Origin of the sequence: Neoroseomonas eburnea, assembly GCF_018129005.1 — a bacterium.
Taxonomy (GTDB): domain Bacteria; phylum Pseudomonadota; class Alphaproteobacteria; order Acetobacterales; family Acetobacteraceae; genus Neoroseomonas; species Neoroseomonas eburnea.
In genome coordinates, this window is the sequence record NZ_JAAEDL010000015.1 from 1 (window position 1) to 20,934 (window position 20,934).

Below are 20,934 nucleotides of genomic sequence, written 5' to 3' on the forward strand. Positions count from 1 at the left end.
ACGAAGCGCGGGTTATCAGCGCCCTGGAATCCTGAGGGAAGCGGACCAGCAGCGGTGCTTGTCTCGTGCCGAGCCGTCCTTAAAATCCGCAGACCGCAAGGTCATGCCGGTTCGAGTCCGGCGGCGGGCACCAGCTTCTCCCGCAGGCAGCCGTCACACCAACCCTGCCTGCCCGTGCGGTTCGCGGATGCTCCGCTGATCCGCACTTTCAGAGCCCCAGCGGCGGTGCCCGGCCCGCGCCGGACACGCCATCTTCTTGCACCACGCTTCGCCGAAGCGGCGGCGGACCACGACGGTGCCGCCCCGTCCTCCGCCCACACCGAAACCGCGCGTTCAGAACCGGAAGTTCAGGCTGATCCCCGGCGCCGGCGCGTAGTAAACGGGCGGAGGCGGCGCGTAGTACACCGGCGGCGGCGCGTAGTACGCCCGCGGCGGGGGTGCGTAGTACGCCGGCGGGGGCCGGTAACGCGGCGGCGGCGCGTAGTAGTACCCCGGCGGCGGTCCCCAGCCGTAGTAGTAGCCCGGCGCATAGCCGTGCCGCCGCCAGCGTCCGCGACCGCCTTCCCCGCCCTCGCCCACCGGCAGCAGCGCGGGGCTCCGCGCCTCCGGCACCGCCAGGAAGGGGCTCGCGCCGGCGCGGACCAGGGTCGCCCCGGCGCCGCCATCGGCCCCCTCGCCGACCGCCACGCGCAGCATGCCGGGCGCCGCAGGTGCGGCCGCGGCGGCCGTCAGACCAAGCGTCACATGGGCCACGCCCAGGATCACCGCGCTGATCGCGACCGGTCGCATCGACATCCTCCTCGTTCCCGCTCGCGCGCCGGAACATGAACGCTTGTCCACAATCTGCCATGCTCGCATGGCGCAATCGCGGCAGGGACGGCCGCGACCATATCACGAAATGCGGAGCGGTGATCACAGGAGCTTCCCGCCCATGGACCGCTGCTTGCCGCCGCTCGAACTCGCCTCGGCCGTGCCGGGCATCGCGTGGCCGGCCCTGCCCGGCCCGTCCGGCGCCGCGCTGCTCGCCATCCTGTTCCAGCTCGAACAGACGCAGTGGTGGCCGGCGGAGCGCCTGCGCCTCGCCCAGCGGCGCCAGCTCGCCGCGCTGCTCGCCCATGCGCGGGACCATGTGCCCTTCTGGCGCGGCCGATTGCCGCAGGATTGGCCTGACCCCGCCGACGAAGCGGCGTGGGAAGCCACCTGGCAGGCCGTGCCGATCCTGCGGCGGGAGGACATCCAGGCGGCGGAGGCAAGCGAGGCCCTGCTCGCCGACGCCCTCCCGCCCGGCCATGGCGAGTACCGGGAGATCTTCACCTCCGGCTCCACCGGGCGGCCGATCCGCGCCGTGCGCAGCCAGCTTTGGGAACTGGTCTGGAGCGCCTTCACGATCCGCGACCATCTCTGGCACCGCCGCGACCTGGCCGGCACGCTTGCGGTCATCCGCGAGAGCGGCGCCGGCAAGGCGATGTACCCCGAGGGCGACACCGCGGATGGCTGGGGCTTCTCCAGCGCCGCCCTGTTCGAGACCGGGCGGCTGGTCAGTCTCAACGTCACCACGCCGGTCGCGCAGCAGCTCGACTGGCTGGTGCGGCGGGATCCGGACTACCTGCTCTCCCACCCCAGCATCCTGGCACGGCTGGCAACGGCGTCGCGGGAGGCCGGGCTGCGCCTGCCGCGCCTGCGGCAGGTGGTCGCCATTTCCGAGACGCTGCGCCCGGAAGCCCGCGCCGCGATCGAAGCCGCCTGGGGCGTGCCGGTGGTCGATGTCTATTCCTCGCGGGAGGCCGGGTATCTCGCGCTGCAATGCCCCGACCACCCGCATTTCCACATCCAGTCCGAGGGGCTTCGCCTGGAGGTGGTGGACGAGGACGGCCAGCCCTGCGCGCCTGGCGAGACCGGCCGCGTGCTGGTCACGCCGCTGCACAACCTCGCCATGCCGCTGATCCGCTACGACATCGGCGATGCGGCGGAAGCCGGCGCCCCCTGCCCCTGCGGCCGCGGCCTGCCGGTGCTGAGGCGCATCCTCGGCCGCCGGCAGAACATGCTGCGCCTGCCCAACGGGGAGCGGCGCTGGCCGCTGCTCTCCTCCTCCGACATCGGCGCGCTGCTCGCCGCGGCGCCGCCCGTGCTGCAGCACCAGGTGATCCAGACGGCCGCCGACCGCTTGCACGTCAGGCTCGCGGTGGCGCGGCCGCTGGGGCCGGCCGAGGAGGAGGCGGTCGCCGCCTGGGCACGGGCCAAGTTCGGGGAGGCCTTCGCCGTGGCGGTGCAGGCGATGCCCGAGCTGCCGCGCACCGCCGCCGGGAAGTTCGAGGATTTCGTCTGCCAGGTGGCAGAGGACGCCGAGGCCGGATCCGGATCAGGCGGGCTCGCCTGATCGGGCGAAGATGCGCGCCAGAAGCAGGAGGCGGGTGCGGTGCAGCGAGCGAAGGCGAACGGAGGCCGCTCCAGCCCTTCAGGCCGCCGCGATCGTCGGCAGCGCGGCCGTGTCCGGGCGCGGCAGTTCGAACCACAGGCAGGATTCCTCCCGCCCGCGGGCGGGGCACCAGATGCGCCCTTCGCCCAGTGGACGCATGCCGAGCAGTTGCACGACCGAAAGCGATGCGGCGTTGTCCCCCTGCACGGCGGCCCGCAGCCGGGCGACGTTCATCATCGCGAAAGCGTGGTCGATCATGGCCCGGGCGGCCTCCCGCATGTAGCCGTGGCCCTGGTGGGCCTCCCCGAGCCAATAAGTGAGCAGCGCCGTCGTTTCGTCCCCCGGCGCCCGGGAGGCGCTGATCCAGCCGAGCACCGCGCCATCCGGCTTGCGCTCGACCACCAGCGGCAAGGACCGGCCCTGTGCCGCCGCCAGGCGCACGCCGGCGATGCGGTCCAGCGCCATCGGCCGCGTGTAGGGCACGGGCCAGGAAGCAAGGCGCCGGCTGACCGTCTCGCTCATCATCGCGACCAGCGCGTCGGCGTCGCGCGGCTCTGCGCAGCGCAGGCGGAGTCGTGGAGTCTCGATGACAGGAAGCGCAGGCGAGTCCACAACCATGCCGGGAGCATAGCCGGGAATTGTTAACGTTCCAGACGTTTCGTCAGCGTCCGGCGCATGCCTCACGGCGTCGTGCTCCGCGCAACGGTCCCGACGAGGTCGCCGCGAATGCCGGCACCGGCGCCGGTGCCGAGCGGTCGGATCCGCGCCAGCGGCGGCACGGCACGCCGGGCCTCGAGCGGTCTCCGTTCGTCTTGGCTCACGGCAACCACTCCAGCCTTTTGCTTTCGCGAGCATCTTTACCCGATCAGGTGATTCCACCTGATCGGGATCTGCTCTGGCGCATGCGCCGGCACGCCGACGTCCTCCACCGCGCCGCGGCCCGATGGAGGTGGGCCCCGCCGGCCGGTCTCAATTCCCCGCGAGCGCCGGATTGCGCGGCGGCGCCTATGGGCCGGCACCCCGCCCGCGCGGATCGACCCGATCCCGTCGGGCGGCCCGGTGTCGCGGCGAGGAGGGCCGCGATCAGGCCGCCAGCGCGCCCTCGATCTCCGCCGCCCGTCCCGTCGCACGCGGCAACAGCCGGCGAAGGTAGAAATCGGCGATGGCGCCGTAGGTTTCCGGCGCCGCGGCGGCGGCACGGGCCAGCATCCAGCCGCCGAGCACCCAGCCCGCGGCATCGAGATAGGCCACCGCCACGGCCTGGCCGGCATCGGCATCCCGGCCCTGGGCCTCGAGCACCGTCGCGGTGGCGCGTTCCAGCGCCTCGGCCGCGGCGCGCAGCCGCGCATCCGGCAGGGCGCGCACCTCGGCGAGCAGGGCGCGCATCTCCGCCCCGCCATCCTTCGCGACCTTGCGCACCAGCAGGTCGATCGCCTGGATCCCGTTGGTGCCTTCGTAGATCGGCGCGATGCGCGCGTCCCGCAGCACCTGGGCGGCGCCGGCATCCTCGATGAAGCCCATGCCGCCATGCACCTGCACGCCGGTCGAGGCGGTCTCCACGCCGCGATCCGTACCCCAGGCCTTGAGAATCGGCGTCAGCAGCGCGAGGCGCGTCTGCGCCGCCTCCTCGCCGAGCAGGACATGGCGGTCGACGCAGGACGCGGTCTCCAGTGCCAGCAGCCGCGCGGCGAGGGTGACGGCACGCATTTCCATCAGCATGCGCGCGACATCGGGGTGCTGCGCGATCGGCCGGCCGCCCTGCACGCGTTCCGCCGCATAGGCTTCCGCCAGGCGCAGCGCGGCGGCGCCGTGCGCGACGCCCTGCGTGCCGACGCCGAGGCGCGCATTGTTCATCATCGCGAACATCGCATGCAGGCCGCGGTGCGGCTCGCCGACCAGCTCGGCCTCCGCGCCCTCGAACAGCATGACGCAGGTGGGGCTGCCGTGGATGCCGAGCTTCTTCTCGATGCCGCCGCAGCGCAGCGCGTTGCGCGTGCCGTCCTCCTTCACCTTGGTGGCGGCGAAGAGGCTGATGCCCTTCGAGCCCGGCGGCGCATCGGGCAGCCGCGCCAGCACCAGGTAGACGATGTTGTCGGTGCAGTCGTGCTCGCCCCAGGTGATGAAGATCTTCTGGCCGTGCAGCGCGTACCTGCCGCCGGGCAGCGGCTCGGCGCGCGTCTTCAGCGCACCGAGGTCGCTGCCGGCGCCGGGCTCGGTCAGGCACATCGCGCCGGTCCATTCGCCGCTCACCATGCGCGGCAGCCAGCGCGCCGCCTGGTCCGGCGTCGCGTAGTGATGGAGGCAGTCGATCGCGCCCGCGGTCAGCAGCGGGCCGAGCATGAAGGAGGCATCCGCCGCCATGCCGAGTTCGACCATCGCGGTCCACAGCGCCGCCGGCAGGCCCTGCCCGCCGTGATCGACCGGGGCGGAGAGCGACTGCCAGCCGCCTTCCACCCATTTCGCGTAGGCGGCCGGATAGCTCGGCGGCGTGGTGACCGTGCCGTTCGCATAGACGGCGCCGGCGCGGTCGGCGGCCATGGCGTCGGGTTGCAGCACTTCGCGGCAGAACCGGTCGGCTTCCTCGACGATCTGCGCGATGTCCTCGGCGGCCAGCGGCGCGCCGGCGCGCTCCGTCAGCGCGGGAAGGCCGACGACGCGCGTCAGGCCGAAGATGAGGTCGGTCGCAGCGGTGGTGCTCATGCGGGAACGCCTTCGAGGGCAGCGATGAAACCAGGGGCAGGCGGCGCTTCGCCCGCCGCCCAGCCGGGCAGCGCGGGCATCAGCGCCGGATCGGCCGCGGCGGCGGCGACCGCGAGGCCGAGCAGCGGCCCGAACTTGAAGCCATGGCCGGAGAAGCCGGACATCACCAGGCAGCGCGGCGCGAGCGGTTCGACCACGAAGCGCTCGCCATCCTCCACGTCGTAGTAGCAGGCGCGCGCGCCGACGACGCGGTATTCCGAGACATCGCGCAGGCGCGGCCGGGCGTAAGAGAGGATTTCCTCCGCTTCCGCCGCCGTCGCCTCGCGCGCATCCGCCTCGGCGTCGCCGCTGCGGGAGAAGCGGTGGTCGCCGATCTTGAGCGGTGTGCTGGCGACCGGCGGCACGGCGTAGAAGCCGCCATCCTCGGCGAGGTCGAGCAGCATCGGGCCGTTCACCCAGCGCTCGCGGTGCTGCGGCGGCGTTTCCAGCATGACGATGATCTGGCGCGACGCCACCACGCGCGGTGCGATGGACGCGGGCAGCAGGCGCGGCGTCCACGGACCGGCCGCGACGACCAGCAGGTCGGCGGAATGCTCGCGGCCATCGGCCAGCCGCAAGGCCCCGCGCGCCGGGTCCACCGCCACGGCGCGCCCGCGCTCGATCGTCACTCCCCGTGTAGCCAGGTGCCGCGTCATCCCTTCCACGATCCGCCCGGCGAGAAGCACGCCGCCCGGGGCCATGTGGAAGGCGGCGCCGATCCCGGCCTCGGTCAGCATCGGGAAGCGCGCGGCGACATCGGCGGCCGTGAGGTCGGTGAAGGCGTGACCGCCGGCGGCGAGCGCCGCGCGGCTTGCGCCCAGCCAGCCGGCCGCGCTGCCGGAGACGGCGAGCACGCCGGTCGGCACGTACAGCGCCTCGCCGAGGTCGCGCCAGACCATGCCCCACGCCGCATAGGCCGGATCGACCATGCGCATGTAGCCGGCCTGCGCCCCGTAGGCGTGGCGGATCAGTCGGTGATGGTCGACCGAGGCGCCGCGCGGGTTCGGTACCTCGTCCTGCTCGACGATCCGGACGGAAAAGCCCTGCCGCGCCAGACCCCAGGCGGCGGACAGGCCCATGATCCCGGCGCCGAGCACCAGGGCGGTGGGGGTGGAAGCCATGCGGGCATCCTATGCCCCGGCGCCGGCCCCGTGTGAACAGTCGAGGCGGATGCGGCCGGTGAGGGTCTCCCCCGGCGCCAGCGCCTGCATCGGCCCGAGCGGGGCCAGTTCCGGCCGGTTCACCGCATCGGGCAGGTGGGAGGAAGGCTCCACGCAGAGCACCGGGCGGTCCCGCGGCGCATAGACCTGCAGATTGGTGGCCAGCGCGCCCGTGGCCGTCATCGTCAGCGTCCGGCCCGGCCAGGCGATCCGTGCCACCCCGTCCCAGCCGGCGAAATGGGTGTCGAGACCGAGAAGGGCCTCCTCCCCGCCGTCGAGCCCCGGGCTCGGCGCGGCGGCGACCGGAAGGCAGCGCGAATCGTGCGTACAGCGATGGGTGGCGCGGAAGGCGATCCGCGTGCCCGGCGGCCGCACGAACCACGGATGCCAGCCGGCGCCGAAGGGCAGCGGCACATCGCCGGCATTGGTGACGGCGAGGTCCAGGGTGAAATCCCCCGCCCCCGCCGCGATGACCAGACCGGCGGCGTAGCTGTAGGGCGCGACGTCGATGTCCTGCACCAGGATCACCCGGTCCTCCAGGCGCTGCGCGACGCGCCAGGGCTGGTCCCGCGACAGGCCGTGGATGGCGGTGCCGTCCTGCGGCCGGTTCACCGGCAGCCGATGCGGGCCGAGCCGGCCGGCGTCGAGCCGGTTCGCCCAGGGGATCATCCAGAAGGCCCCGAAGGGGCCGCCGAGCCGGGCGCCCGCGGGCGCGGCCACCAGCACATCCTGCCCGCCATGGCGCAGCGCGATCAAGCCGCCGCCATCAGCCGGCGCGATCCGTGCATCCCAGGCGCCGCCGGCGATCGCGATCGTCAACCCGTCCATGCCGGCATTGCACCGCAACCGCGGCCGCGCGCCCAGCACGGAAGTGCGGGTGAGCCCCCGGCGGAGCCTCGGCCGGCTGGCGGATCGGCCGGCGGGTGCCCCCCTTCCTCGTGCCGCCACGACGGACGCCGGATCCACCCGGGCCGATCCTCCGGTGCCGGGCTCATGCCGCCGAGGCCGGCCGGCATCAGACCGGCAGCCGCACCCGCGCGCGCAACCCGCCGAGCGGGCTTGCCTCCAGCACGATGTCGCCGCCATGCGCCCGCGCGATATCCCGCGCGATGGCAAGGCCAAGCCCGGTGCCGCCGGCGGAGAAGGACGCGAAGGGCTTGAAGGCTTCCTCCCGCTGCTCCTCCGGGATCCCCGGGCCGTCGTCATCCACCGTGACCACCGCCCAGGCCCCGGCCTCCCCGCGCGGCACGCGGGACAGCGCGACCGCGATCCGCCGCGCATGCTTGCGGGCATTGTCCAGCAGGTTGCCGATGCACCGCCGCAGCGCGTCCGCGCGCACCGGCAGCACGAAACCGCCCTCCGGCAGGTCGAGATCGACCTGGGCGCCGTCGCGGCGCGCCTTGGCGGCGGCTTCCTCCACCAGTTCCGCGAGGTCGGCCGGCGCCGCCTGCTCCGTGCCCTCGCCACGCGCGAAGGCGAGGTAGGCGGCGATCAGCCGGTCCATCTCCTCCACGTCCTGCGTCATCGCCGCCGCGTCGTCATGCACCGAGGCCGGCAGCATCGCGAGGCCGAGGCGCAGCCGCGTGAGCGGCGTGCGCAGGTCGTGGCTGATGCCGGCCAGCATCTCCGTGCGGCTTTCGACGAAGCGGCGGATGCGGCCCTGCATGGAGTTGAAGGCGATGGCGGCCTGGCGCGCCTCCGCCGCCCCTTCCGGCTTCATCGGACCGAGGTCCCGTCCGCGGCCGAAGGCTTCCGCCGCTTCGGCGAGCCGCCGGATGGCGCGCACCTGGTTCTTCATGAACAGCGCCGCGACGCTGAAGAGCAGCAGGGAGGAACCGACCACCCAGAAGACGAAGAGATAGAGCGTGCCGCTGAACAGCCGCTTGCGTGCGGCCTCCGCATGCAGCACGCCATCGGGAAGCTGCACGCGGATGATGACGCTGCGCGGGTCGGACTGCCAGTCGGTGTCGAAGGGCAGGCGTACGCGTTCACGCAACGCGTCGGCCAGGTCTTCCTCCAGCGGCAGCAGCGGCAGGGAGGCACCCCGATGCGCCGCCGGCCCAAGCACCGCGCCCTGTTCGAAAGCGAGGGAGAGATCGAGCCGCCAGGCGGCCTCGCGAAAGATCCAGCCGCGCTCCTCCTCCCGCGGGTGGCGCGACAGCAACTCCACCACCATGGCCACGTCGCCCGCCACCGCGCCGGCGAGGCGGCGGGAGATGACGTCGAGATGGCTGCCGTAGAAGAGGTAGAGCGCGATGACCTGGAGAACGACCAGCGGCACCAGGATGATGAGCAGCGCACGGCCGAGCAGGCCACGGGGGACCAGACGGCGAAGCACGGTGATGGGGGTCATGGGTTTATGGTGGGGGGGAGGGAACTCCCCCCGACCCCCCCTCCTTCCTTTGTGACCTTGGCTGTAGCCGGCCACAACGTTCCGGACATTCTGCCACATGGTTCCGGACCCCTGTCATGATGGCCATAGACCCCCAACGCGAGCGGTTGATCGGCTCTCCGAAGCGGCACCCTAAGAGAGCTCTCAGAGCCGTCTGAGGCCCCCCTAATCACGATCCACCATCACCAGATGGACCGCCCCACGGACGCCGCAGCCCGTGCATCGAAGGATCGCTCCGAGCCGGCCCAGAGGACGGGAGGCCGCAACTCCATACCGCCCCGGCGCAATCAAGGCATGGTGACGGCAACGCTTGCACGTCGCCTCTAGCCACTGACCCGCCCTCGCAGCTGCGATCGCTGGCGTCTCGATCGTGATGCGCGGCCGGGCCATGACGCCGCACCCTACGGCTGGCGACGGGCCCGCGCGAGGGCTACCCTCCACCGCCCGTGATCAGCAGCTCCCGCACCCGTTGGGTCTCCCTGCCGGTCCGGTAGCCCATGGCATAGGTGGTCTCGACGACCTCCATCGCGAACCCGGCGAAGACCTCCCGCACCCCGGGGTGGTCATTCAGGCTCATGACGAATCGGCCGCGGATGCCGCGGAGCACCCCCGCCAGGCGGGTGAAGTCGTCGCGGCTGAACAGCTCCTGTCCATAGACGCTCTCGCAGCCCCAATAGGGCGGGTCGAGATAGAACAGCGTCCCCGGCCGATCGTAGCGGGGGATCAGCTCCTGGTAGGGCAGGCGCTCAATGACCACGCCAGCCAGGCGCTCATGGACCTCCTCCAGCACCGTCGCGAGGCGAGTGATGTTGAACTTGCCAGGGTGCGTCAGGGAAACCTGAAAGACCCTCCCCGTCACCTTTCCACCCCAAGAGACCCGCTGGAGGTAGATGAACCGGGCCGCGCGCTCGAGGTCCGTCAGCGTCTCAGGCCGTTGAGCCAGGAGGCGCTGGAACTCGTCGCGGCTGGTCAGGCGCCAGCGCAGCATGTCGAGGAAGGGCTCGTAGTGGCGCTGCAGGACCCGGAACAGGGTCGCGACGTCCCCCGACAGGTCGTTGATGACCTCCGCCTTCGCGCGGAAGGGTCGACGGAGGAACACTCCCCCCATGCCAATGAACGGCTCGACATAGGCGGTGTGGGGGATGGCCGCGAGGCGCTCGATGATGCGCTTCGCGAGCAGCTTCTTGCCTCCCATCCATGCCGCTACGGGCACGGCAGGGCGGGCGGGGATCAGATTAGACGGTAACTCCACGGCAATCTCACACGGTCTATCCCGGTCGCGCCGGCCGGCGCGGGCGGGGCGGGTTTCCGTGCGAGGGTCTGGCCCTCGCGGCTTGGGCCGTTGGCGCGGCCCATCCCCCGCCTGTCGGCGGGGTGTGGCGGGCTCAAGCCCCCGTCACCACTCCACCACTGCCAGCCCGTTGCCGCCGGGCGCGGTCGAGTTCGTGCAACCGGACGCGCCGCCGCCCGGAAACTGCCCGGCATTGCCGTTGAAGCCGACCGAGTTCGACCCGACCGCGCGCGTGATGCTGGTGCCGAACCCCGAGGCGCCGCTGCCACCTTCGACCACGCCGGTCGCGCCATACACGATGCCGCTGCTGGCATAGCTTCCGGTGATCGCCAGATCGGCGCCGGCCACGCTGCCCCCGGCACCGCCCGCGCCGACGAGGCCGGCGGAGCCCTCGCCCCCCTTCCCGCCGCCGTTGCAGACCAGGGTGCCGAAGGTGGTGGCGCCGCCGTTCGCGCCGGCGGTGCCATGGCCAACCACCACGGGAATGACCTGGCCCGGCGTCACGCCGAGCACCACCTCCCCATAGCCGCCGGCACCGCCGCCGCCGCCGGGCCAGCCGAGATCGGACGATCCGCCGCCGGACCCGCCCGCCCCCCAGGCCCGCACTTTCAGGCGCGTGACGTGCGCCGGAACCGTGAAACTCCCGCTGGCCAAGAACACCTGCATGCGTGGCGCTGTCAGCAGCATGATCGCCTGCAGCACCTGCCCCCAGTCATTCTCGTCGGGCGTGAGGCCAGCCGCCTCGATCAGGCCAATGAGTTCCTCCTGGGAAGCATTCTGATAGCCGGCCGTGAACTCCGTGCCGGCGATCCCGGCGAGGAGATTGCGCATGCGCCAACCGCGGCGGCCGCTGCCGATGTCGACGGTGTTGGCGCCGTTGATCCGATCCATTCAGGAAGCCTCCGCATAGGAGAAGACGGGCGTGGTGTGCGCCGGCGCAAGCTGGCGGATCACGCATTCCACCAGGCTCGGGACCAGCTCTCCGAGGAAGCCGCCGCATTCGAGAACGCCGAGCTCAGGCTCGATGACGCGGGTTTCCGGCAGGCTGACGACCCAGACGAAGCGCTCGGCGGCCGGCGCCAGCTCCATCCCGCATTCCAGAACGCCGAGCACGGCGGGCGTGGTCTCGGCGATGGTGATCTCGACGCCGAGCGCGCCGGCGAGCGCGATGTAGTAGGCGGGCGTCTGGTAGCCCTGCTGCGTCCATCGCACATGCGCGGCCCTGCGCCGGTCATCGAGGCCGCCGGCGCTGTCCACCAGGTCCCGGCCGCACGGGTCGGGGCCGAGGACGCGCTCGAAATCCTCCAGCAGTTCCAGCCCGACCCGCGGGTCCACCTGCGGCAGCATGGCCTCGGCCGAGACCTCGAAGCGCTCGATCTCCTGCGCGAGGGCCAGCAGCAGCGAGGCGAGGGTCGTATCGAGGTCGCGCGACCACGCCCAGCCGGTAGGCAGCAGGTCGAGCAACTCTGCCTGGATGGCGGACACGCTGCGGGCCGCGCGCGGACCCTCCGGAAGAACGATGACGGCCGGCAGCGGCGGGATGCCATCGGGCGCGACAGCGACCGGCAGCTCGGCGAAGGCGGAGCCGGAGATCATGGCAGCGCCCACTCCCGGATTTCGTCCACCGACCACCCGGTCGCGCCGGTCACGGTGAGAACCGGGACACGCACGAGGCCATTGAGCGAATATCCGATCTCGAAATCCCGCGGCATGCGGTTCGGGATGTCGGCACACATCATCGCGACATGCGTCGGGTTCGGCGCCGAGGGAAAAAGATAGGTGAGGCGCGGCGAGAGGGCCGCACCGCCTGCGGCCGTGTTCCAGCGACCGGAGTTGCCTGCGCCGTCGAAGCCGCCCCAGGCGGTTTCATCACCATCAAAGCCCGCATACGCATTCGTCGTGCCCGGCACGCCGCCGATGCATAGGGAAGGACCGCCGGACGCGCCTCGGAACATGAGCTCCTTCACGCCGGCCGACGTGTTGCCGTTGTTCGCTGTGACCCGCAGGTACCAGATGCGCGCTGTCGATCGATCCGTCGCCAGGACGTTGCCCGTCACCGGCCAGGCGCGCTGTTCCCCCGGGATCCAGAGATCCGGGCTGACCACGGCGAGATAGGGGATGAGCGTCACGCCGTCGTCCGAACCGCACAGGATGCCGCCGGCGGGCGAGGCCTTGACGATGCTGCTGAAGCTCGATGGCAGCGCCCTGATGCGCAGTTCCCCCGCGTAGACCGGGCTGCCGAAGTCGATGGCAATGGTCAGGCAGTCCTGCACCGACGTGTTGATCCAGTCGTGGATCGCAAAGGTGTCAGCGTTGTTGTCGATGGCATAGCCAAGGCCACGGCCAAGATAGGTCGCGGTCACGCCCCAGTGGCTCTCATTGGACGTGATGGTCTTCCCCGCCGTCTGATCGGCGCCGCCAACGGTCGCCGCCAGCTCCAGTTCCGCCAGTGCCAGGTATCGCTCGCGCGACCCGACCGTGACGAATACCCAATGGCGATGCGGCCCTGCGGGACCTGTCGCGACCCGCTGCATCGACGCGATGATGCCGTGGCTCGGCTGCATGAGAGGCATCAGGCGGCCTCCAGGTTGCCGCAGATGGTCCAGGTGTCGGCCGCGACAAGCACGAGCTGCACGACGGCATGCTGGTCCACCGTCGCTGCCAGGTGGGTGGCGGCGACGTTGATGGCCACGCCGCTGTCGCCGGCGAATGTGAGCGGCCCGACGCCGGCCTGCTCGTAGGCGAGCATCGTGCCGATCGGGAAAGCGACGTCCTCGCCCGCAGGGATGGTCACGGCGCAACCTGCCGCATTGGTGCAGCGGAAATAGGCGCCACCCTGCGCCAGCGCCGGTGCATGGGTGGTGCCGGACACGGTGACGACATTCGCCGCCCGCGCCGCGACCAGGGCCGCCTGAACCGCCGCCATGGTCGCGATCTGCGCCGTGTCGGTACCGGGCGCCGCCGTGGGCGCGGTCGGCGTGCCGGTCAGCACGGGCGAAGCGAGAGGTGCCTTGGCGGCGAGCGCCGCCTCGATCTCCGTCCTGCGCATCGTCTCGATCGCAGGCAGGCAGCAGAAGATCTCCTTCTCCCCGGCCGCAAAGGAGATGCGGCTGCCCGTGCTGCTGTCGAGGAAGGCGCCGCGGGACAGGCTGGTCGCGCCCAGCACCTCGGTGCGGAAGGTCTCCCACTCGCCCGTCGTCTTGTCCCGCATGCAGACATCGGTGGTGTTGCCCACGCCGATGCGTGCGGCGAAGGTCACGAAGTCGGCGCCAGCCGGCCCGGTGGTGGTGATGCTGCCCGGCCCGGTGCTGGTGGTCAGCTCCTTGACGCGGTCGGCGTAGAGATGGGCCATCAGGGCGCCTCGAATGTGATGGTGCCGAGGATCGGCAGCTCGGTGGCCTCCGGCTCCACGTCGGCCGCGGGCAGCGTGAGCGAGTGCGAGTACTCCCCGGCCGCGCTGCTGATCGCCTCGGAGATCCGCGATCGCGCCAGCCGCTGGCCGATGCGGGCGTCGGCGGCGAAGTAGGTCGCCAGCGCCGCTTCGACCGCGGCGCGCGTCTGCACGGTGTCGGGGCTCAGCGTCAGGGTGATGTCCACCTCGACCGGCACCGCGGCGAGCACCTGCACATCCGCCGTCACCGGCCGCAGCGGCGCGATGTGGGCGGCGACGGCGGCCAGTTCCTCGGTCTCCGGCGCCCGCGGGCCGCGCATGCCGATGACGACGGCCACGGTGCCGAGGCCGGCCCAATTCCCATAGACCGCGACATGCGCGACGTCCGGCGATGCGGCGCGCGCCCATTCCTCGTAGTCGTATGCCGCGCCGCCATGCGGGCGCTGGCGGATGCGGGCGAGCAGACGGGAGCGCAAGGCTTCATCGGCCTCGAGGTCCGCCCCGCCGGTCAGGCCGCCGGCGGCGACAACGGCGGATTGCGGCAGGACGCCGGCGATCGGCGCGACCAGCTGCAGCACCGCGCCGGCGACCTGGTTGCCGGCGGCGCCGGCCTCCGTCGCCAGCACGGCCACGGTCGCGGTGCCGCCGGAGATCTCCGCCACCGAATCGGTGGTGTAGATCTGGCCGGAGGCGGCGCGCAGTTCGAGCCCTGCGGGCAGCAGGGTGCCGTCGCTGCCGGTGAAGGTGGCGCTGCCGATCGCCGGGGAGGCCGGCAGGCGCGTGACACCCCAGATGTCCGCGTGCCGTTCCAGCGCCTCGGCCGCCGCGGTGTCCGGCATCAGGTCGTCGGCGATGCGGCGCTGGTACAGCCAAAGATCGAATTGCCCCATGGCGACGACGCGTGCCAGCACACCCAGCACGGTGTTCGGACTGCGCGCGTCGACGCGACGATCCGCGGTTTCGAGCGCGGTCTCCATCCCGCCAGCGAGGCGTTCGGCGATCGCGTCGGGGGTGGGCAACGGCCAGGTCATGCGGCGCCGCCGCCGATGGTCCGGCGCACGGAGACCTGCGCCACGCCAGCGCGGGCGAGCAGCCCGAGCAGGCCGCGGCGCACCCATTCCGCCGAGACCTCGACCAGGTAGCCGCGGGTGGTGGCGAGCCAGTCCAGCGCCTCTGTCGCCATGGCCTCGGCCCGGCGGCGCGTTTCCTCGCTCTCCTTCGCCCGTTCGAGCAGCCAAAGGCGGGAGCCGATGCGCCGTCCTTGGCTGTCGAGAGCATCGCCGACCCAGCCCCGGCGCGGGTTCAATTCGGCGGGGGCGCCCGGATCCTCCGGCACGGCGGAGGGCTGAGAAGGCAGCAGGTCATCGGCGCGCGCGAATCGGTCGGAGCCGAGGGAGACGACCATGGCCGTCGCCGGCGTGGTGTCGAGCGCCAGGTCCGCGCCGGCGATGGCGAGATCGAAGCGGCGCTTCGCGACGTCGAAGCGCAGCGCGAGATCGGCAACGGGGGCGGGGCCGGGCATACCCGGACCATCGCGCGCGCGGGAGGTGCAGGTTAATGCCCGCGGGCGCGGGCGGGCCTGCACTTGGCCTCAGTCCATCAGAGGGCCGGGCGGCGCCGACGCGCCCGGATGCCCGTGCGCATTGTAGCGGTCCCGCATCTCCTGCATGGAGCCGTTGCCGTCGCTGACCTGGCCGCTGACGACCAGGTCGCCGGTGATGGCGACGCCCGTGGCCGTCACCTCCAGCACCGTGCCGCCGACCTGCACGGCGATGCCGTTCTGCGCCCGCACTTCGACCAGCCCGCCATTGCGGAAATGCAGGCGGTTGCCGGCCGCGTCGTGGATCACCGTCTCCCCGGGCTCGAGCGCGCCGTAGCGAGCCGAAGGACACGCGAGCGGCAGCGCGACCATGTCCCCCTGGTCGCCGCCGACAGCGAGCAGGATCGTGTACCCGCCATCGGCCGGCGGGCGGGAAGCGAGGCCGAAGGGCTGCAGCACCTCGACGCCCGACCGCAGCACGCCGTCATGCGTCTCCGCCTCGGCAGTCTGCGTTTCCCCGGCATCGTCGGTGCCGCGCAGCACGGCGCGCACCACCAGGCCGCGCAGGGCCATCGCCGTCGCCTCGTCCATCAGCCTGCCCCCGACGTTCCGCCAGCCAGCGGCCGCGCCACATTGTCTCCGCGCGCCGTCGTGCCGCGGCTGCGCCCGCGGGCGCGGTTGCCGTCGGCCGGCGCCTCCCGCAGCACGTCGAACGCCGCCGGACCGACCAGGGAGAGCACGGTACGGTGCGCCGTGCCCTCCCCGTAGGTGAAGGTCACGCCGCCGATCAGCATGTCGCCGTTGATGCCGGCGTAGAGATCCTCGACCAGCACGAGCTCGTTGGGCCGCCAGAGCATCCGATCCTCCCCGGCGCGCCAGTCGAGGACGGTGTGCTTGACCTGCTCGGCTTTGGCGCGCGCAACCCGCATCATCCATTCCGCCTGTTCCTGGACGCTGACGCCGCCGCTCTGCGTCTTGGCCTGCACCACCTTGGGGCGATAGCGGGTGACGGCGGCATCGCGCGCATGGCCGGTCATCACGATGCCGCGCCGTTCCTGGGTCGCGGGGCGGGCGGGCGCCGGCGGCGTCGGGCCCGGGGTCAGCTCCGTCGCGCGCGACAGCGCGGGGTTGGTGGCGCGGCCGCCGGCGGCGCGTTCGGTCTGGCCCTTGACGTAGTAGTCGCGGAACCGATCGCGCCAGCTCAGCGTCGCGGCGCTGGCCTGCACATTGCCCGGCATGCGCAGCGGCTCCGGCCCGCGCCGGCTGCCGCCGCGCGTCAGCACGATGCCGCCGACGCCGTCGCTGACGACCAGCACGGCACGCTGCCGTGCCGCCTTTTCGAGCGCCGACATGGCGGTCTCGGACACGTCCAGCGAGAACCGCGGAAACGGCGCGCCGACATCCACCTCCGCCCGCACCGGGATCCCGAACGGCGCGCAGATGCGATGGGCGATCTCGGTGAGCGTGAGGTTGCGGTATTCCGCCGGGCCATTCGGCGCGGCCGCGCAGTCCACCAGGTCCCCGGCGCGGTCGCGGCCGGAGACGGTGGCGTGCAGCGTGTCGCCGGCGATCTCGAGCACCACCTCGTCGATCCAGCCGAGCAGGACTGTCTCCCCGTCGATCGCCAGCTTGGCCTCCGGGCCGGGGGCGAGCTCGTCCTCGATCGCACGCGCGATGCCGCGCAGCGCCGGCAGGGCGCGGCTCGCGCGGGCGCTGTCGTGATACCGCAGGGTATAGCTGCCGCTGATGTCCGCGAGGTCGCGCACGATCTCGACCTCGGTCCAGAGGTCATGGACCTGGCCGGCGACCGTGAGGCTGACCCGCCGCGTCGGCTGCGCGCGGCGGCCGCTCATTGCCGCAGCACGTCGAGCGCGACGCCGGCATCGAGGATGGCGGGGTGGCGCAGCCGGTTGCGGCGCACCAGGTCCTCATACTGCGACACGACGCGGCCAGGATCGGCGCCGGCGATGTGCTGCGCCAGGAGCCACAGCGGCACCGCGCGCGGCGGGGCGATGCGCTCCAGCGATGGCAGGCGGCCGATGCGCTCATTCATGTCGCGCGCCCAGGCGGCGCGGAGATCCGTGACGGCGCGCCACATCGCCCCAGGCCCGGCGGAGGTCTGCCCGCCGCTGGCGGCGGAGGCCACGCTGGCGGCGCTGCCCGCCAGCGCAGCGAGAGCGCCGTCGATCCGTGCCCGCCAGGCGACGGCATCCTGGCGGGTCTCGTAGCTGATGCCCGTCGCCGTGCCCACCGCCGCCGCCAGCGCCTGCGCGCGGCCGACGAGCGCGAGCGCCGGGCCGGGCGCCGGATTGGCCGCCGAAAGGCCGAGGCCATCAAGGGCGGAGAGCAGGATATCCGTCGCCGCGACAGGATCGACTGTGGCGACCGTGCCGATCGACGCCGCTTCCGCCGCCGGCCCGATGGCGGGCGCGTCGCCGGCGACGGCGGCGGCCGAGATACCATCCGGCACCGCCTGCAGCGCGTCCGTGACAGCATCGCCGTAGGCCTCGTCGATGGGCAGGCCGCCCACGGCGGACAGGCCAGGCAGGGCGGTGCCGGGCAGCAGCGTGAGGATCGCCCCAGCGCCACGGCCGCCGGAGAGCAGGCCCGTCCACAGGCTCCGCGCCTCATTGGCATAGCTGTTGACGGCGCCGATCGCCGCGAGCGGCAGCAGCAGAGGCGCCAGCACGCGGCGCAGCAGCGCGCGCGCCTCGGCCTTGAGGCTGTCGATCTCCGCGAGCACCTGGCCGAGCGTGTCGAGCGGTGCGGTGGCGCGCTCCACCCAAGGTTCGAACTGCGCCTCGAACCGCGCGACGCGCAGCTCGCGCTCGCTGAAACTGATCGTCGCCGGCCTGGCGAGCACCACCTCCAACTCGCCGAGCCAGGGATGGACCAGCGTGCCCGGACCGGGCTCGCGGAATGCAGCCTCCATCGCGCGCGCACGGCGGGCATAGTCGTCGCCGAGGATCAGGCCGGAGACGGAAATGGTGCCGTCGTGCGCGCCGAGATCCTCGTGGGCCGTGGCGTCGCGGCCGGGGAAGAAGATGCGCACGACACGGCGGCCGACCTCATGCCGGGCGTCCGGCATGTGAAACGACACGCCGCGCCAGGAAGCGCCGAACAGGCCCTCGAACAGGTCCGCGAGGCCGGCCGGCAGCAGGCCGGCGGGGATCAGCGCGCCTGACATCAGGGCGTCGCCAGCATCGGGCCGCGGTTGGGCGTGATCGGGACATTCGGGTTGCGGCTGGTGGTGTCCACGATCTCGGTGCCCGGCGCGGCGCGCACGACGATCTCGCCGGCGACGCGGGCCTCACGCCCGCCCCCGCCCGGCACGGCATCCTCGGGTGCGTAGAAGCCGCTCGCGACGCCTGGCCGGCGCAGGCCCTGGCCTTGCGGCGCGAGCGGGCCGCTGCCGCCGGCGGTGCGGCCATTGCCGCGTGCGCCCTCGGCCCAGGCCATGGCGGCCTGGATCGCCTCGACGATTGGGCGGATGGTCTCCCAGGCGGCGCTGAACGCGCCCGCAATGTTCGCCCACAGGCTGGCGAAGAAGTCGGCAACGCCCTCCCAGGCGGTGGTGAGGAGGCTGGCGGCGCCGGCCAGCACGGCGACCACGCTGTTCCGCAGCCAGGCGACCTGCTCGCTGTTCCAGAACCGGGTGATGCCTGCCCAGATGCGGGCGAAGAAATCCGCGATGTCGTCCCAGTGCTCGTAGATCAGCAGCGCGGCGGCGGCGATCGCGGCGACGAGCAGCAGGAACGGCGCCATGCTGATGCCGAGCAGGCCGGCCAGGCCTGCGGCGACGGCGCCGATCGGCCCGAGGATGAAGCCGAGCACGGTGCCGAGAACGGCAAAGACGGCCGAGGCCCCGCCGATCACTGCGGCCGCGGTCACCAGCGTGTCGAGCAGGCCCGGGAACTGCCGATCCATGCGCTCGAGGAAGCCGAGCACCGCGGCCATCGACTGGTTGACCGGCGCAAGCCCGCGCGAGAGGGACGCGCCGAGGCGCCGGCCGAGCTGATCCAGGCGCTCATAAAACACCTCCAGCCCACGGAACGGCCCCTCCATCTGCGCGGCGAAATCCTGGCCGATGACCCCGGTGGTGGCGCCGGCGGCGAGATCCCGGATGCGGAGGTACTCCTCGACGTTCTGCATCATGGGGCGCAGGAAGTTCAGCACCTGCATGTCCCCGAACAGCTCGCCGACGCGGAACATGTTCCCGCCGGTCACCTCGCGCACCTTCTGGACGATGGCCTCGATCGGGTTGATCCCGCGGCGCGTGGCATCGGCCATCACCTCCTCCAGGTTCACGCCCATCTGGCGGAAGTTCCGCACCGTCTCGGGGCTGCTGAGCTTCTGGAGGAAGTTCTGCAGATTGTTCGCGGCCTCACTACTGCTCGCCGCGCCGCGGCGCGCCACCTGCAGCGCGGCCGAGAGGGAATTGACCGCCCGTTCCCCGGTCAGTCCCAGCGCCGCGGCTGCGGCCGTCAGGCCCGGGAATTCCCGCGCCATGTCGCGGAATTCGAAGCGCCCCTCCTTGCCGGCGGTGACCATCGCCGCAAGAGCACGCTCCATCTGATCCGGCCCGACGCGCAACGTGTCGGAGAGCGTGAACGCCGCCTGCGCCACATCGCTGATCGAGGCGTTGGTCGCCGTCGCCACGCGGGCGATCGTCGGCATCAGCCGATCCACCAGCGAGCGCTCCATGCCGGCGGAGATGAGCACCGCGGCACCCTGCGCGATGTCCGTGCTGCGGCGGCCAGTTTCGATGGCGAGGCGATTGAACTCGCCCTCCAGCCGACGGATCATGGCGCCCACATCGGCGCCGGTCTGCCCCGCGGTCAGGGCGATGTCGCGCAGGGACTGGTCGAACGCCGCGGCCTGCTGGATCGGCCCGACCAGGCTCAGCCCGGCGGCGATGCCCGTGATGGCGCCGAGGCGCCGCATCGACCCGAAGATGCCATCCAGCCGCGCCCGCAGGCGGCCGAGGCCCGCGCTGAAGCGGTCCTGCAGGCGGACGATCAGGCGGGCATTCATGTCGCGGCCGGCGGTCATCGGCTCAGCTCCTGTTGCGGATCCGCTCGTGCAGGGCGACGGCGGCGCCGTGCCAGAACTGCGCCTCGGCCGCGGTCAGGGCCTCAAGCTCGGCCCGAGGCCAGTGGTAGTGGCCGCCGATGGCGGCGAGGATCAGGTGCCAGTCCTCGGGCCACTCGACAAAAAATGCTCGACCACCCGGGCCGCGAAGCCGACGTCGGCGCCGTCCATCTTGTCGAAGATGGCGCCGAACTTCGCCTCGTTGATCCGGGCGCAGCGGGCGATCATCACCGTGATCTGCGCATCCTTGCTCGCCGCCGAGATGGCCCGCATGTCGGCGCCGGTGAGGCGATGCAGGACCAGGCGATCCAGGCTTTCCTCCCGCACCGGCCCGTCCTGGCCGCGGCGGTAGCGCAGCGTGACAGGCACGCTGAGGGGCAGTTCGATCGTGCCGTCGCGGCGACGCACCGCGTGCTTCGGCAGACCCTTGCCGTCGTCATCCTCATCGATGACGACGACGTCCGGATCGGCCGGCGAGCTCGCAGCCGCGACCGCGGCGCCCTCCTCCTCGATCTCGACAATCACGTCTTCGGCCGGGGCGATGTCAGCCATGGAGCAGTTCCTCCGGCTCGCCGGCGGCGAACGTCAGTTCGATCTTGCCGCCTTCGCCCGAGGTCATCTCCGGCCGGTTGGTCAGGAACGCGTCCGGGAAGACATAGGTCTGCCCGGTATCGCAGCGGACGGTGAGCGGCTTCTCGCCGCCGGTCAGGAGATCCTTCAGCTTCTGCCCACGCATCAGGTTGGTCGTGAGCGTGATCTCCGACGCCTCCATCTCCTGCGCGCGATGCACCTGACGGCCCATGATGACCGGGTTGTTCTTGAGCCCGCCGAGCTTGAGCTTGGAGCCCTTCTCACAGGGGATCGGGGTCTCGCCCCAGCTCGCGTCGATGATACCGAGGGTCTGCATGGGGCCT

At 72.2% G+C, this 20,934-nt stretch carries 21 protein-coding genes; 1 reads left to right on the forward strand and 20 read right to left on the reverse strand.

Annotation, left to right across the window (positions count from 1 at the left end):
* Nucleotides 1-333: 333 nt before the first annotated feature.
* Nucleotides 334-795, reverse strand: coding sequence for a hypothetical protein (locus GXW74_RS15460; RefSeq protein ID WP_211847425.1), 462 nt, complete (start codon nucleotides 793-795; stop codon nucleotides 334-336).
* Nucleotides 796-931: 136 nt separating this feature from the next.
* Here GXW74_RS15460 and GXW74_RS15465 point away from each other — a divergent pair, with 136 nt between their 5' ends.
* Entirely contained in the window at nucleotides 932-2,377 is a 1,446-nt protein-coding gene (locus tag GXW74_RS15465) for a phenylacetate--CoA ligase family protein (RefSeq protein WP_211847426.1), read from the forward strand.
* 78 nt (nucleotides 2,378-2,455) lie between these two features.
* Here the strand turns inward: GXW74_RS15465 and GXW74_RS15470 are convergent, their stop codons facing one another.
* The 19 genes from GXW74_RS15470 to GXW74_RS15560 all read right to left on the reverse strand — a co-directional run bounded on the left by GXW74_RS15470 (nucleotide 2,456) and on the right by GXW74_RS15560 (nucleotide 20,927).
* Nucleotides 2,456-3,034: a GNAT family N-acetyltransferase gene (locus GXW74_RS15470; RefSeq protein WP_211847427.1), complete on the reverse strand. Its 579-nt coding sequence runs from the start codon at nucleotides 3,032-3,034 to the stop codon at nucleotides 2,456-2,458.
* A 62-nt stretch (nucleotides 3,035-3,096) separates the two neighbouring features.
* Nucleotides 3,097-3,237, reverse strand: a complete 141-nt coding sequence (locus GXW74_RS15475; RefSeq protein ID WP_211847428.1) for a hypothetical protein — start codon at nucleotides 3,235-3,237, stop codon at nucleotides 3,097-3,099.
* 262 nt (nucleotides 3,238-3,499) lie between these two features.
* Complete coding sequence (locus GXW74_RS15480; protein WP_211847429.1) at nucleotides 3,500-5,116, reverse strand: acyl-CoA dehydrogenase family protein; 1,617 nt, start codon at nucleotides 5,114-5,116, stop codon at nucleotides 3,500-3,502.
* On the reverse strand, nucleotides 5,113-6,276 hold the full coding sequence (locus GXW74_RS15485; protein WP_211847430.1) for an FAD-dependent oxidoreductase: 1,164 nt from the start codon (nucleotides 6,274-6,276) through the stop codon (nucleotides 5,113-5,115). Before GXW74_RS15485 ends, GXW74_RS15480 begins: the two co-directional genes overlap by 4 nt.
* 9 nt (nucleotides 6,277-6,285) lie before the next feature.
* Nucleotides 6,286-7,143: an aldose epimerase family protein gene (locus GXW74_RS15490; RefSeq protein ID WP_211847431.1), complete on the reverse strand. Its 858-nt coding sequence runs from the start codon at nucleotides 7,141-7,143 to the stop codon at nucleotides 6,286-6,288.
* 187 nt (nucleotides 7,144-7,330) lie between these two features.
* Nucleotides 7,331-8,668: an ATP-binding protein gene (locus GXW74_RS15495; protein WP_211847432.1), complete on the reverse strand. Its 1,338-nt coding sequence runs from the start codon at nucleotides 8,666-8,668 to the stop codon at nucleotides 7,331-7,333.
* Between the two features lie 469 nt (nucleotides 8,669-9,137).
* Nucleotides 9,138-9,902, reverse strand: a complete 765-nt coding sequence (locus GXW74_RS15500; protein WP_211847433.1) for a DNA adenine methylase — start codon at nucleotides 9,900-9,902, stop codon at nucleotides 9,138-9,140.
* A gap of 201 nt (nucleotides 9,903-10,103) precedes the next feature.
* Nucleotides 10,104-10,889, reverse strand: coding sequence for a glycine-rich domain-containing protein (locus GXW74_RS15505; protein ID WP_211847434.1), 786 nt, complete (start codon nucleotides 10,887-10,889; stop codon nucleotides 10,104-10,106).
* Entirely contained in the window at nucleotides 10,890-11,594 is a 705-nt protein-coding gene (locus GXW74_RS15510; RefSeq protein ID WP_211847435.1) for a putative phage tail protein, read from the reverse strand.
* A complete protein-coding gene (locus GXW74_RS15515; RefSeq protein ID WP_211847436.1) occupies nucleotides 11,591-12,571 on the reverse strand; it encodes a hypothetical protein in 981 nt (326 codons plus the stop codon). Before GXW74_RS15515 ends, GXW74_RS15510 begins: the two co-directional genes overlap by 4 nt.
* Complete coding sequence (locus GXW74_RS15520) at nucleotides 12,571-13,350, reverse strand: hypothetical protein (protein ID WP_211847437.1); 780 nt, start codon at nucleotides 13,348-13,350, stop codon at nucleotides 12,571-12,573. Before GXW74_RS15520 ends, GXW74_RS15515 begins: the two co-directional genes overlap by 1 nt.
* Nucleotides 13,350-14,420 (reverse strand): baseplate J/gp47 family protein, encoded by a 1,071-nt coding sequence (locus GXW74_RS15525; protein WP_211847438.1) that lies wholly within the window; start codon nucleotides 14,418-14,420, stop codon nucleotides 13,350-13,352. Before GXW74_RS15525 ends, GXW74_RS15520 begins: the two co-directional genes overlap by 1 nt.
* Complete coding sequence (locus GXW74_RS15530) at nucleotides 14,417-14,911, reverse strand: phage GP46 family protein (RefSeq protein ID WP_211847439.1); 495 nt, start codon at nucleotides 14,909-14,911, stop codon at nucleotides 14,417-14,419. The genes GXW74_RS15525 and GXW74_RS15530 overlap by 4 nt, the downstream gene beginning before the upstream one ends.
* Before the next feature lie 69 nt (nucleotides 14,912-14,980).
* Nucleotides 14,981-15,520 carry a phage baseplate assembly protein domain-containing protein gene (locus GXW74_RS15535; protein ID WP_211847440.1) on the reverse strand — a complete coding sequence of 180 codons (540 nt, stop codon included), beginning with the start codon at nucleotides 15,518-15,520 and terminating at the stop codon, nucleotides 14,981-14,983.
* Entirely contained in the window at nucleotides 15,520-16,782 is a 1,263-nt protein-coding gene (locus tag GXW74_RS15540; RefSeq protein WP_211847441.1) for a phage baseplate assembly protein, read from the reverse strand. The genes GXW74_RS15535 and GXW74_RS15540 overlap by 1 nt, the downstream gene beginning before the upstream one ends.
* Nucleotides 16,779-18,116, reverse strand: coding sequence for a DNA circularization N-terminal domain-containing protein (locus GXW74_RS15545; RefSeq protein WP_211847442.1), 1,338 nt, complete (start codon nucleotides 18,114-18,116; stop codon nucleotides 16,779-16,781). Before GXW74_RS15545 ends, GXW74_RS15540 begins: the two co-directional genes overlap by 4 nt.
* Nucleotides 18,116-19,981, reverse strand: a complete 1,866-nt coding sequence (locus GXW74_RS15550) for a phage tail tape measure protein (RefSeq protein WP_211847443.1) — start codon at nucleotides 19,979-19,981, stop codon at nucleotides 18,116-18,118. The genes GXW74_RS15545 and GXW74_RS15550 overlap by 1 nt, the downstream gene beginning before the upstream one ends.
* Nucleotides 19,982-20,113: 132 nt before the next feature.
* Nucleotides 20,114-20,572 carry a phage tail assembly protein gene (locus GXW74_RS15555; protein ID WP_211847444.1) on the reverse strand — a complete coding sequence of 153 codons (459 nt, stop codon included), beginning with the start codon at nucleotides 20,570-20,572 and terminating at the stop codon, nucleotides 20,114-20,116.
* Nucleotides 20,565-20,927, reverse strand: coding sequence for a phage tail tube protein (locus GXW74_RS15560; RefSeq protein ID WP_211847445.1), 363 nt, complete (start codon nucleotides 20,925-20,927; stop codon nucleotides 20,565-20,567). Before GXW74_RS15560 ends, GXW74_RS15555 begins: the two co-directional genes overlap by 8 nt.
* Nucleotides 20,928-20,934 lie beyond the last annotated feature (7 nt).